A 12,041-nucleotide genomic window follows, 5' to 3' on the forward strand; every position below is an offset into this window, starting at 1 on the left:
ACGGTTGGGCTCTCTCCTCTCAGGTGAAGGAAAGATGCACCTCACCCGACCTGTTTCCCCCGCCTCCCTTTAACGGCGGCGCTATTCCTCGCCTCCAGCACCTTCTCCACCTGCCGCTTCAGCTCGTCCTTGATATCCACCGTCTCGTTCATCAAGGCGTCGATCTTCAGGAAATCGAGCACGCGGTATCTCGACACCGCCGGGCGGACCAGGATGTCGGGGCGGCATTGTTTTAGCTTGTTGGCGATGATCGACTGCATCATCAGCTGCGTGGCGCCGAACATCAGGTCGACGGAGGTCGGGTGCTTGCGGTCGACTTCCTCCGGCGCGCCGACCACGTCGACGCCGATGATGATGTCGGCATCGTTCTCGATCAGGTCGAACGGCACGGGGTTGTAGATGCCGCCGTCGATCAGCAGCCTGCCGTCGCGCATCACCGGGCGGAACACGGCGGGAATGGCAGCTGACGCCGCCAGCGCCGAGTGCAGGTCGCCGTCTTCGAAGACAGCGAGCTTGTGGCCGAAATAGTCGGTCGCCGTCACCTTGAGCGGGATTTTCAGCTCGGCGAAGGTTTCGGGAATGGCCTCGGGCAGAAAGGCTTTCAGGATGCGCTCGACGTTGAACTGGCTGACGCGGACCTGCATGGCTTCGGCGATGGTGCCCGGCCGCGCCCGCCACATGCGGCTCGCCACTTGGGCGCGGCGGCCGAGGATCGAGCGGGCATAGTCGTGGATGTCCTTGCCGGTCATGCCCGATGCCATGCCGGCGCCCATGATGGCGCCGATCGACGAGCCGGCAATCGCCACCGGCTTGATGCCCAACTCGTCCAGCGCCTCGATGACATGGATATGCGCCAGCCCGCGCGCGCCGCCGCCGCCGAAGGCGATGCCGAAGGTCGGGCTCATCCCTTGCCGGCTCCGGCCAGTTTCGGGCCGATGACCATGATGGTCGGCTCGGCGGTCAGCAGCTTCTTCGCCGCCGCCTCGACCTGGTCGAGCGTCACCGCGTTGATGTAGCCGGCGCGGCGTTGCATGTAGTCGATGCCGAGATCGTCGAGCTGCAGTTCGACCAGCGTCGAGGCGATGGCGCTGGAGGAGTCCAGATTGTTGATGGCGTAGGCGCCGATCATGTATTTCTTGGTCGCCGCCAGTTCCGCCTCGGTCGGGCCTTGTTCGGCCAGTCGCTTGACCACATCGCGGATGATGCCCAGCGTCTCGGCCGCACGGTCGGAGCGGGTGCCGGTGCTGACAATCAGCGCGTTGGCGTGGTCCTGGTTGATGAGCGAGGAGTTGACGCTGTAGGCCAGCCCGCGCTTCTCGCGCACTTCCTGGAACAGGCGCGAGGTGAAGGTGCCGCCGCCGAGGATCTCGTTCATCAGAACGGCGGGGAAGAAATCCGCCGCTTTGCGCTTCACGCCGGGAAAAGCGAGCTGAAGCGAGGTCTGTGGCAGGTCGTAATCGACCTCGATATGCTGCGCCAGCTTCGGGTCGATATCGGCCACCGGCCTCAGCGCCTGGTTTTGCGGCAGGTCGCCGAACACCATGTCGAGCTTCTTCTTCAGCGTCTCCGCGTCGATGGCGCCGACCACGGCGACACGCAGGCCGCCGCGGGCGAACACCGCTTTGTGCAGGGCTTTGAGATCATCGGGCGTGATGGTGGCGATGCTTTCCTTGGTGCCCTGATCGGAGCGGGAATAGGGATGATCGCCATAGAGGGCACGCGCCCATTTGTTCTGCGCCACCGTGTCGGGATCATTCTCGCCGGCAATGATGCCGGAAAGGATCTGGGCGCGGATGCGGTCGATCGGCAGCTGGTCGAAGCGCGGCTCGTTGACCGCCAGCCGCAACAGGTCGAAGGCCTGGTCGCGCTGCTCGGCCAGCATGCGCATCGAGCCGTAGATGCCGTCGCGGCTCTCGTCGAAGCTCATCTCGGCGCCGGCATCGTCGAGCTTGATCTGGAAGTCTTCGCTGTCGAGCGGTCCGGCGCCTTCGTCGAACAGGCCGGTCATCAGATTGGCCAGTCCCTCCTTGCCGACCGGATCCTGCGTCGAGCCGCCGCCGAAAACAAAGCGGATGGCAACGACCGGCACGGAATAGTCCTCGACCAGCCAGGCGGTGATGCCCTTCGGCGAGGTGACGGACTGGATGTCCATGGCCCGCGCGGTGAGTGCCGGCAGGATGAGGAAGAGGATGGAGAGGAAAAGGGTGGTGAGGGGTGCGCGTACCGCGTTCGTGCTCGTCATCAAATCAATTCCCCGCCTGTTGCTGCGGCAAGAGATAGCCGGTGGTCGACCGTGCGAGCACGAGATAGCGCGCGGCGACGGCCTTGACCTCGTCTGTCGTGACCTTGCGGATGCGGTCCGTCCACTGCTGGACGTCCTGCACATTGCCGCCGGTGGCCAGCGTCGAGCCGTAGATGTTGGCCATGGAATCCTGCTTGTCGCGGGCAAAGATCATCGACCTGACATAGCGGTCCTTGGCCTTTTCCAGCTCCGATGGCGTGACGCCATCCTTGACGATGCGCACCACTTCGGCATCGACCGCCGCTTCGACGTCGGAAATCCTGGCATCGCCGCGCGGCGCGCCATAGACAGTGAAGTTGGTGTCGTCGAGCATGGTGCCCTGGAAAAAGGCGCCGGCGCTGGATGCGATACCTTGCTGGACGACGAGCGCCTGGTAGAGCCGGCTGCGATTGCCGCCGCCAAGGATCTCCGCCAAGAGGTCGAGCGCTTCCGCCTCGCCCGGCTTGCCGGTGTGATAGGACGGCACCACCCATTGCGTGGAAAAGCTCGGCACGCTGACGCGGGCATCGGCGAGCGTCACCGTGCGCTTGGTGTTCTGCTCCGGCTCGACCGGACGGATGCGCGGCGGCAGATCGGGGCCGCGCGCCACCTTGCCATAGGTCTTTTCGGCCAGCGCCCGCACCGTGTCCGGTTCGACATCGCCGGCAACGATCAGCACCGCGTTGTTGGGCCGGTAATATTGGTCGTAGAAGGCGACAGCGTCGGCGCGGTTCAGCTGCTGCATCTCCTGCATCCAGCCGATGACCGGGATGCGATAGGGCTGGTTCTGCCACAGCGTCGCATCGACCTCCTCGTCCAGCACGGCCTCGGGGCTGTTGTCGATGCGCGAGCGGCGCTCCTCGAGGATGACATCGCGCTCGGTCTTGATCACATCGTCGGTGAGAATGAGATTGCGCATGCGATCGGCCTCGAAGCTCATCATCAGCTCGAGCGCCGACGGCGCCACCGTTTCGTGGAAGGCGGTGTAGTCGTAAGAGGTGAAGGCGTTGTTGGAGCCGCCGATATCGGAGATGGCGCGGTCGAACTCGCCGGCCGCATGGTTGGTCGTCGCCTTGAACATCAGATGTTCGAAGAAATGCGCAATGCCGGATTTGCCTGGCGGCTCGTCGGCGCTGCCGATCTTGTACCAGACCATGTGGGTGACGATCGGCGCACGGTGGTCGGGAATGACGACCACCTCCATGCCGTTGTCGAGCAGGAAATCCGTGACCTTGAACTCGGCCGGAACCGTGTTGGGCAAGACGGGGCTCTCGGCCAGCACCGGACCGGTTATCGCAAAAGCCAAAGAGGTCGCCAACAGCGTTCCGCGCAGCCATTCAGCCTGAAATGTCATCGATGGCTCCGGTTTCTTGGCGGACGATAGGCAAGGTGCTGGCGACAAGCAAAGTGAATTGTTGGTCATGTTGCCGGCAAAGGCGGCGGCAAAGAGGCCGGCTCATGGATGCACGGCCAAGGATACGAGGCGTATCAGACCGCCTCGACAAAGCGGATAACGGTCTCGCCATAGTTGCGCTCGTCCAGCACCGAAAACCCGGGGCCCGGCTCGAACGGCGCCACTGCCGCCTCTTCGACCACGCACAGCGCGCCGGGGCGAAGCCAGCCGCCGGCTTTCGCCGACTGCAAGGCGCGCTCGCCAAGACCCTTGCCATAGGGCGGGTCGGCAAAGACGAGGCCGAACGGCGCCAGCGTGCCCGCTTCGCCAAGGCCGGTGGCGTCGCGGCGGAAGATCTTGGTGCGGCCGGTCAGGCCGAACGCTTCGACATTGTCGCGGATCAGGCCACGGCCTTCGGCTGATTCCTCGATGAAGACGCCATAGGAGGCACCGCGCGACAGCGCCTCAAGCCCCAGCGCACCGGTGCCGGCGAACAGGTCGAGCACGCGCGCGCCGTCCAACTGCTCGGCAAAGCGATGCGCCAGCACGTTGAAGACCGCCTCGCGGGTGCGATCGGTCGTCGGACGAATGGCGCTCGAACGGGGCGTCGCCAGCGGACGCCCGCGAAACTCACCACCGACGATTCTCATCTCGCTTTGGCGCCTCGGGGACCATTGCGCGGACGCTCACCGCCGCCGGCCCCGCCCGGACGTTCGCCCCGCGGCTTGCCGAACGGCTTTGCACCGGCCGGTTTGCCATAGGTCGGCTTGAACGATGCCTTGCGCGCCTTGGCTTCAGCTGCCTTGGCGGCATCGGCGTCGGCCCTGCCCTTGCCGATCGGCCGCGCGCCCGGTGCCATCCAGACATTGGCCTTGCGCTGGCCGGGCGGCTCGATCGGCCGCTGCTCGCGCTCGGACTTTTTCCCGCCGCCCGGCTTGCCGCCAAAAGCACCACGCGGTTTGTCGCCGAAGCCGCCGCGCGGTTTGTCGCCAAAACTGCCGCGTGGCTTGTCGCCGAAGCTGCGTTCGGGACGCGGGCCGCGTTCGCCAAAACTCTTCTCCGCGCTTCTGTCAGGGCTTGTCGACAGCTTGCCCAGAGCCTCGTCGCGGCTGCCTTCGCGGCGTTTGCGGTTCTTGATCAAACCGCCCTCGCCGATCGGGCGGCGCTCACCGTCGCGGGTGAATTTCGGCCGCTCCGGCTCCGGCTCGCGAACTTCGGTGCGCCGCACCGGCTTGTTGGAAAACGGCTTGGTGACATCGGCGTCGAAATTGGCGCCGGATTCCTCAACCAGGCGCTCGCCGAGTTGGTCACGCAGCACGCGCCCCTTGATCTCCAGCACATGGCCCTCGGCGAGGTCATCGAGCTGGAACGGCCCGTAGGAGATGCGGATCAGCCGCGTAACGTCGAGGCCGAGCGAACCCAGGATGTTCCTGACTTCGCGGTTCTTGCCCTCGCGCAGGCCGATCGTCAGCCAAGCATTGGTGCCTTGCTCACGGTCGAGCGTCGCTTCGATGGCACCGTAGAACACGCCGTCGACGGCAATGCCTTCACGCAGGCCCGCAAGCGCGCTTTCCTCGACCTTGCCGTGGACGCGCACCCGGTAGCGACGCAGCCAGCCGGTGGCCGGCAGTTCGAGCACGCGCGAGAGGCCGCCATCATTGGTGAGCAGCAGCAGGCCTTCGGTGTTGATGTCGAGCCGGCCGATGGTCATCAGCCGCGGCAATTCAGCCGGCAGCACGTCGAAGACGGTCTTGCGGCCCTCGGGATCGCGGTTGGTGGTGACGACGCCGGCCGGCTTGTGGAACAGGAACAGCCGGGTGCGCTCGATCGGCGGGATTTCCATGCCGTCGAGATGGATGATGTCATCAGGCATGACGTTGAAGGCCGGTGAAGTCAGGGCGCGGCCATTGACCTTGACGCGGCCGGCGGCGATCAGCTCCTCGGCATCGCGGCGCGAGGCCAGGCCGGCGCGCGCCAGCCGCTTGGCGATGCGCTCGCCTGCCTCTTCCGCGCCCTCGGCGGGACGCGGGCGTGGCTTGAAGCTGCCACCCGATGCGCCTTGCGGCCGATCGCCAAAGTCGCGCTTGGGGCGGTCGCTGAAATCGCGCTTGGGGCGGTCGGCGAAGTCACGCTTCGGGCGATCGCCGGCGTCGCGCGGCGCGCGGTCACTGAAATCACGCTTGGGACGGTCGAAACGCTTTTCGCCGCCCGCTGCCGCCGCAGCCGGGCGATCGCCACGGGGGGCATAAGGCTTGCGCGGCCCCTCGCGCTTTTCATAGGGCTTGCGCTCGCCTTCGGCGGCCACCGGGCGATCTCCACGGGGCGCATAAGGCTTGCGCGGCCCCTCGCGCTTTTCATAGGGCTTGCGCTCGCCTTCGGCGGCCATCGGGCGGTCGCCGCGCGGTGCGTAGGGCTTGCGCGGCCCTTCGCGCTTCTCAAAAGGCTTCCCTTCGGGTCGCGGGCCTTTGCTGAAAGGCTTGTCGCCGCCCTTGAAATCGCGCTTCGGCCGCTCGCCATCGGCGGCCATCGGCCGATCGCCACGCGGTGCGTAAGGCTTCTTGGCGCCAAAGGACGGCTTGCCGCCCTTGCCGGCGGCGCCATCACGGCTGCGCGGTCCCGCGGCTTTCGGCCCACTCTTGGCCGGACCCTTCCTGGGTCGGAATTTCTTGTCGTTGTCGTCCATGTGGCCTTTATCCGTTTGCGCTGCTACAGCGTGGCGCATCCTTTCGGGCGCGCAACGAACGCTGTAGCACTTTTGATGTGGCGCATGATCATTTTCGAAAACCGAGTCCCGATTTTCGAGGTCCTGCGCTCCATAACAGGATCACCGTCAGGTGGCGAGGAGATAATCAGAGTGGAAATCGCGTGAAGCGGCCCGATTTCATGGCGCTGGCGCTGAAGGAGGCCGAGGCTGCCGCCTTGCGAGGCGAAGTGCCGGTCGGCGCCGTCATCGCCAATGGCGCTGGTGTTGTCGCCAGCGCCGGCAACCGCACACGCGAACTTGCCGACCCGACCGCGCATGCCGAGATGCTGGTCATCCGCGAAGCTTGCCGCAAACTGTCGGCCGAGCGGCTGACCGGCCATGATCTCTATGTGACGCTGGAACCTTGCGCCATGTGCGCCGGCGCAATTTCCTTCGCCCGGCTGCGCCGGCTTTATTTCGGTGCCGCCGACGACAAGGGCGGCGCGGTGGTCAATGGCGTGCGCTTCTTCGCATCGCCAACCTGCCACCACAGGCCCGACATCTATCCAGGCATGGGCGAGACCGAGGCGGCCTTGTTGCTCAAAGGATTTTTCCGGGAACGGCGCGGCTGAGCCGGGCGCCCTTCGGCAAGAAATAAGAAAGAAGCGGTTTTTACAGGGACGGCATCCAGTCGAACCAGCCGCTGCCCTTCTTGCCTTCCGCCTCTTTCTTGAGACGGCGTTCCTTCTTGTACTCGTCCTCGCCAAGCTCGTTCTGCGGCGCCGTGCCGGCCGCGACACGATACTGCACTGGAGGCTCGCTCAGATATTTGCGGGTGTTCGGATCGCCCTGCTTGCTGTCGGCAAGGCGGCGCTGGATCTCGGCGGCGCGACCCTTGTCGGAATCGGCCGGTGTCCATGCCGGCGGGTGGCTCGAGCCTGATTCCGCCATTGCCCTCTTCACCGAGGCCGGATCGGTCTGCACGTCGTCGACGATCTCCGACTGGTAAGCCGGGTCGTTCTGATGGGCGGTGGCGTCGGCGCGCAGGCGGGCGCGGCGCTGCTCGGGCGATTCGGGCCATTCGGCGCTCGCCGTCTCGATGCTGTCCTGCGGGGCCGGCAGCGCTTCCTTCTGGCCTGGCGCCGGCTTCACAAGCGTCGGACGCGGCTTGTAGTCGATCTGTTCCTTGCGCTTCGGCGCGAATGAAAAGGCACCTGAAATATCGCCGGCCAGCTGTTCGCCGGCGGTCTTGTCGGTGCCGTAGGTCGGAGAGCCCATGCAGCCGGACAAAGCGAGGCCCGACGCGACAAGCGGCGCCAGCAGCGCCAAGCGCGCGTTATATCTCTCGGTCATGCCAAAAAGTCCCACTCTAGACAGCCTCTCGATTGCCGCCGGCCTTGTGGCCGGTCCCCATCGTCCAAGCACTTGCGACGGAAATCCGGCGACAATTTGTCTTCCGGAGTTTCGCGTGTTTACCTCAACCACTCGTTAAGGGCAACGCGCGGGCGGTTTTCGCCCGCCCGGCGTGGCATTTGTGCACCGATCCAGCCGACTAACCGTTAAAGTCGGCCAAGCGTCTTCAATTCATGCAGCACCGCCGCATCCCTAGCCGAAACATCCGGGAATTCCGGATCCTGGCCGACATCGGCGGTGTAGCGCCAGGAGCGTGCACATTTTAACAGGCCACGATCCTCGGCCTTCTCGACCACCACGGCGACACCCTTGACGTCGTCGATCGCGAAGGCACCAGCCGGTGCCTCGCCATGAGCGATGACCAGATCGCTGGTGATCGCCATCTCGGCCATGTCGACATCTGAAATCGCCGCTTCGAGCGCTGCGTCGTTGATTGTGACGACCGGCACCGCTTCCAGCGACGATCCGATCACCTTCTGGGCGCGCGCGATCTCCAGCGCGCCGGTGACGACGCGCCGCACTTGCCGCACCTGGCGCCACTTTTCCGCCAGCGCCTCGTTCTTCCAGTCCGCCGGGATTTGCGGGAACTGGTCGAGATGCACCGAGACGGCGTCGGGATGACGGTCAAGCCAGGCCTCCTCCGTGGTGAAAGGCAGCATCGGCGCCAGCCATTTCACCAGGCAATCGAAGAGATGGCGCACCACCTGCACCGAAGCCTTGCGCTTCAGGCTCGACGGCGCGTCGCAGTAGAGCGCATCCTTGCGGATGTCGAAATAGAACGCCGACAGCTCGACCACCATGAAATCGAGCAGCATGCGGGTGATGCGCTTGAATTCAAAGGCGTCGTAGCCCGAACGCACGACCTCATCGAGCTCGGCCAGCCGGTGCAGCATCAGCCGCTCCAGCTCCGGCATTTTCTCCATCGGCACCTCTTCGCCATCGTCATGGGCAAGCGTACCCAGCATCCAGCGGATGGTGTTGCGCAGCTTGCGGTAGGCGTCGATGTTGGTCTGCAGCACGTTCTTGCCGAGCCGCTGGTCCTCCCAGTAGTCGGTCGTCACCACCCACAGACGCAGTATGTCGGCGCCCGACTGCTTGATGACGTCCTGCGGCACGACGGTGTTGCCGAGCGACTTCGACATCTTGCGGCCATCCTCGTCCATGGTGAAGCCATGGGTGACGACGGTGTCGTAAGGCGCCCTGCCCCTGGTGCCGCAGCTCTCCAGCAGCGACGAATGGAACCAGCCGCGATGCTGGTCGGAGCCTTCGAGATAGACGTCGGCTGGCCATTTCAGGTCAGGACGATCCTCCAGCGTGAAGGCATGCGTCGAGCCCGAATCGAACCAGACGTCGAGGATGTCCATCACCTGCTTCCACTTCGAAGCGTCGTGATTGCCAAGGAAACGCTCCTTGGCATCAGCCGCGAACCAGGCGTCGGCGCCTTCCTGCTCGAAGGCGTCCATGATGCGCTGGTTGACCGCCTCGTCCTTCAGCACATTGCCGTCGGCATCGGCGAACACGGCGATCGGCACGCCCCAGGCGCGCTGGCGCGACAGCACCCAGTCCGGGCGCTCCTCGATCATGGCGCGGATGCGGTTCTGGCCTGCGGCGGGCACGAAGCGGGTGTCGTCGATGGCCTTGAGCGCCCGGCTGCGCAACGTCGAGCCATCGCCGAGGTCCTTGTCCATGTAGACGAACCATTGCGGCGTGTTGCGGAAGATGATCGGTTTCTTGGACCGCCAGGAGTGAGGGTAGCTGTGCTTCAGCCGGCCACGCGCGAACAGCGCGTTGCGTTTGATCAACTCGTCGATGACGGCCTGGTTGGCGTTGCCCTTCTTGCCATTGTCATCGATGACGCGTGCCGGTCCACCCTCGCGGTCGGGGCCGAACCCCGGCGCGTCCTTGGTGAAGAAGCCGCCATCGTCGACGGTGAACGGGATGTCGGGATCGATGCCGCGTGCGCGCAGATCCACCGCCGCGTCCATCCAGGCGTCAAAGTCCTCGCGGCCGTGACCGGGCGCGGTGTGGACGAAGCCGGTGCCGGCATCGTCGGTGACATGGTCGCCGACGAGCATGGGCACATCGAAATGATACCCTCCGTTTAACGCAAAAAACGGATGATCTAACGTTACGTTGGCAAGTTCCTCGCTTGTCACGGTGCGAAGTCGCTTAAAATTCACCTTGGCTTTGGCTGCGCTTTCATCGGCAAGCGCGTCGGCAAAGACCAGCTTCTCACCGGGCTGAGGGCCAAAGTCATTTTCGGCTGCCACGATCTCGTAAAGTCCGTAGGCAATGCGTGGCGAATAGGCTACCGCCCGGTTACCCGGGATCGTCCAAGGCGTTGTCGTCCAGATGACAACTGAAGCATGGGACAAACTGTGCGGCGGCTTTACGACAATTTTCCTGCCAGTTCGCTCACCACCTTCGTCCTCGACGTGTAAAATCGTATCCCCATCAGCAGACTGGATCGGAAACTTCACCCAGATCGTGTCGCTCTCATAGTCGTGGTACTCGATCTCGGCCTCGGCCAGCGCCGTACGCTCGACCACGCTCCACATCACCGGCTTGGAGCCGCGGTAGAGCTGGCCCGACATGGCGAATTTCAAAAGCTCGCCGGCGATCCGCGACTCGGCATGGAAAGCCATCGTCGTATAGGGATTCTCGAAGTCGCCGATGACGCCGAGGCGCTGGAACTCGGCCCCCTGCACCGTGATCCAACCTGCGGCGAACTCACGGCATTCCTTGCGGAATTCGTTGACCGGCACCTCGTCCTTGTTCTTGCCCTTGGCGCGGTACTGCTCCTCGATCTTCCATTCGATCGGCAGGCCGTGACAGTCCCAGCCGGGCACATAGTTCGAGTCGTAACCGCGCATCTGGAACGAGCGGGTGATGACGTCCTTGAGGATCTTGTTCAGCGCATGGCCGATATGGATGTTGCCGTTGGCGTAGGGCGGGCCGTCATGCAGCACGTATTTCGTGCGGCCGGCAGCGCTCTCGCGCAGCTTGCGGTAGAGGTCCATGTCCTGCCAGCGCTTGACCAGCAGCGGCTCCTTCTCCGGCAAGCCGGCACGCATCGGGAAATCCGTCCGCGGCAGGTAAAGCGTCTTGGAATAGTCGATCGTTTCAGTTGTATCGGTCATTGGTCTGCCATGTGCATTGCCCGGCGGCAAAAGAGCTCGGGCGTTGAACTATACTTTTGCGCATGTCGTTTTCCCAAAACCGGGGCCACTTTTGGGCGACATGCCTGATGATCTGGAAAAAGCGCGAGAGGCCGCGCGCAGAATTCCCGGCGGTTCCGGCGACCCTCAGGCCGCCCGGAACACCGGGCCGGTAATTCGTATCGTCAGCACGCGAAGGCGCGAAAAGCTCGTCATTGGTGGGCTTTTAGCGGAGATAGACGCAGGAATAAAGCGTCTCTCGTTCGATTCACCTACATCGTGAAATCGAAGCGGTAGGTGGTCGACACGCCAATCATAAACTGGTTGCGGTCGCCACGCTCCTTGACCAGGCTGGAATCGGCCGCCGGTCCCATCAGGCGCGAATATTCGCCAAACAGGCTGGCAGTCATCGGCTCGGTCACCTTCCAGGTGATAGCGCCGCCGAGGCCGGTCGATTTCAACCCGCCACCGGGATGGTATTCGCTCAAGCCCGAGGCCACCGCTTCCTGCGCGTTGACGCCATAATAGGCGTCGAAATAGTTGCCTGAGGCGAAGGAAACACGCGGTCCTCCCGAAATCCTGACGGTCGGCGTCACGTCGTAAAAGGCGTCGGCGGCGATGTCGGCGACAAAGCCGTTGTGGGCGCGAATGCCGTGGCGCAGCTCGGCGCGGGCGCGCAGCCAGTCCGTCGGATAGAATTCGAAGAAGCCGCCGACTTCGCCGCCCCAGCGCACCGGATCGAGGCCCTTCAGCTCATCGGCGTTGTCATCGTCGCGGGAAAACAGGAACTTGCCGGTCAGGCCGGCGCGGACACCGCCATCATCGACCAGCGCCAGCGAGATGTTGTCGTTGCGCGAGACAAAGCGGGCGGCAGGTCCGGCCTTGCCCAGCGAAATGATCGGCGAGGCGCTGAGCAGGTACTTCTTGCCGCCCTCGAAATTCGGCGCCACCATGCCAGTGGCGCCAACGGTCAGATACCAGTCGCCGGACAGCCAGCTGCCCTCGCCCGCATTGGCAACGCCCGCGCCACCCAGCATCGCAGCGGCCAACACCAGAGAGATTCTTCCGACCGGACTCATGGCCACTCCACTAACACAACACACACGGTTACCG

The 12,041-nt window shown here is 64.4% G+C and carries 10 protein-coding genes; 2 read left to right on the top strand and 8 right to left on the bottom strand.

Annotated features, from left to right (window positions below):
- Positions 1-41 precede the first annotated feature (41 nt).
- The 5 genes from NKI21_RS26005 to NKI21_RS26025 all read right to left on the bottom strand — a co-directional run bounded on the left by NKI21_RS26005 (position 42) and on the right by NKI21_RS26025 (position 6,357).
- Positions 42-905: a patatin-like phospholipase family protein gene (locus NKI21_RS26005; protein WP_352868051.1), complete on the bottom strand. Its 864-nt coding sequence runs from the start codon at positions 903-905 to the stop codon at positions 42-44.
- The gene (locus NKI21_RS26010; RefSeq protein WP_352868053.1) at positions 902-2,242 is read right to left on the bottom strand and encodes a M16 family metallopeptidase; all 1,341 of its coding nucleotides are present in this window, start codon (positions 2,240-2,242) and stop codon (positions 902-904) included. Before NKI21_RS26010 ends, NKI21_RS26005 begins: the two co-directional genes overlap by 4 nt.
- A gap of 4 nt (positions 2,243-2,246) precedes the next feature.
- The gene (locus NKI21_RS26015; protein WP_352868055.1) at positions 2,247-3,635 is read right to left on the bottom strand and encodes a M16 family metallopeptidase; all 1,389 of its coding nucleotides are present in this window, start codon (positions 3,633-3,635) and stop codon (positions 2,247-2,249) included.
- Positions 3,636-3,769: 134 nt separating this feature from the next.
- Entirely contained in the window at positions 3,770-4,324 is a 555-nt protein-coding gene (rsmD, locus tag NKI21_RS26020; protein WP_127257966.1) for a 16S rRNA (guanine(966)-N(2))-methyltransferase RsmD, read from the bottom strand.
- Positions 4,321-6,357: a pseudouridine synthase gene (locus NKI21_RS26025; protein WP_352868058.1), complete on the bottom strand. Its 2,037-nt coding sequence runs from the start codon at positions 6,355-6,357 to the stop codon at positions 4,321-4,323. The genes rsmD and NKI21_RS26025 overlap by 4 nt, the downstream gene beginning before the upstream one ends.
- 182 nt (positions 6,358-6,539) lie before the next feature.
- Between NKI21_RS26025 and NKI21_RS26030 the strand changes: the two genes are divergently transcribed.
- Positions 6,540-6,989, top strand: a complete 450-nt coding sequence (locus tag NKI21_RS26030) for a nucleoside deaminase (RefSeq protein WP_023813544.1) — start codon at positions 6,540-6,542, stop codon at positions 6,987-6,989.
- 40 nt (positions 6,990-7,029) lie between these two features.
- On the opposite strand, the gene NKI21_RS26035 is transcribed toward NKI21_RS26030, so the two are convergent.
- Positions 7,030-7,710 (bottom strand): hypothetical protein, encoded by a 681-nt coding sequence (locus NKI21_RS26035; protein ID WP_023813543.1) that lies wholly within the window; start codon positions 7,708-7,710, stop codon positions 7,030-7,032.
- A 206-nt stretch (positions 7,711-7,916) separates the two neighbouring features.
- A complete protein-coding gene (ileS, locus tag NKI21_RS26040; protein WP_352868061.1) occupies positions 7,917-10,910 on the bottom strand; it encodes an isoleucine--tRNA ligase in 2,994 nt (997 codons plus the stop codon).
- Between the two features lie 43 nt (positions 10,911-10,953).
- Here ileS and NKI21_RS26045 point away from each other — a divergent pair, with 43 nt between their 5' ends.
- The gene (locus NKI21_RS26045) at positions 10,954-11,211 is read left to right on the top strand and encodes a hypothetical protein (protein WP_127257956.1); all 258 of its coding nucleotides are present in this window, start codon (positions 10,954-10,956) and stop codon (positions 11,209-11,211) included.
- Here NKI21_RS26045 and NKI21_RS26050 read toward each other — a convergent pair.
- Positions 11,201-12,007: a MipA/OmpV family protein gene (locus NKI21_RS26050; protein WP_023813541.1), complete on the bottom strand. Its 807-nt coding sequence runs from the start codon at positions 12,005-12,007 to the stop codon at positions 11,201-11,203. The two genes, NKI21_RS26045 and NKI21_RS26050, sit on opposite strands and share 11 nt — an antisense overlap.
- Between the last annotated feature and the right edge of the window lie 34 nt (positions 12,008-12,041).

Source organism: Mesorhizobium sp. M0715, assembly GCF_040320355.1.
Taxonomy (GTDB): domain Bacteria; phylum Pseudomonadota; class Alphaproteobacteria; order Rhizobiales; family Rhizobiaceae; genus Mesorhizobium.

Coding starts and splice junctions, on each gene's coding strand:
- NKI21_RS26005 (WP_352868051.1), bottom strand. CDS start 905: ATGAGCCCGACCTTCGGCATCGCCTTCGGCGGCGGCGGCGCGCGCGGG.
- NKI21_RS26025 (WP_352868058.1), bottom strand. CDS start 6,357: ATGGACGACAACGACAAGAAATTCCGACCCAGGAAGGGTCCGGCCAAG.
- ileS (WP_352868061.1), bottom strand. CDS start 10,910: ATGACCGATACAACTGAAACGATCGACTATTCCAAGACGCTTTACCTG.
- NKI21_RS26015 (WP_352868055.1), bottom strand. CDS start 3,635: ATGACATTTCAGGCTGAATGGCTGCGCGGAACGCTGTTGGCGACCTCT.
- NKI21_RS26050 (WP_023813541.1), bottom strand. CDS start 12,007: ATGAGTCCGGTCGGAAGAATCTCTCTGGTGTTGGCCGCTGCGATGCTG.
- rsmD (WP_127257966.1), bottom strand. CDS start 4,324: ATGAGAATCGTCGGTGGTGAGTTTCGCGGGCGTCCGCTGGCGACGCCC.
- NKI21_RS26035 (WP_023813543.1), bottom strand. CDS start 7,710: ATGACCGAGAGATATAACGCGCGCTTGGCGCTGCTGGCGCCGCTTGTC.
- NKI21_RS26010 (WP_352868053.1), bottom strand. CDS start 2,242: ATGACGAGCACGAACGCGGTACGCGCACCCCTCACCACCCTTTTCCTC.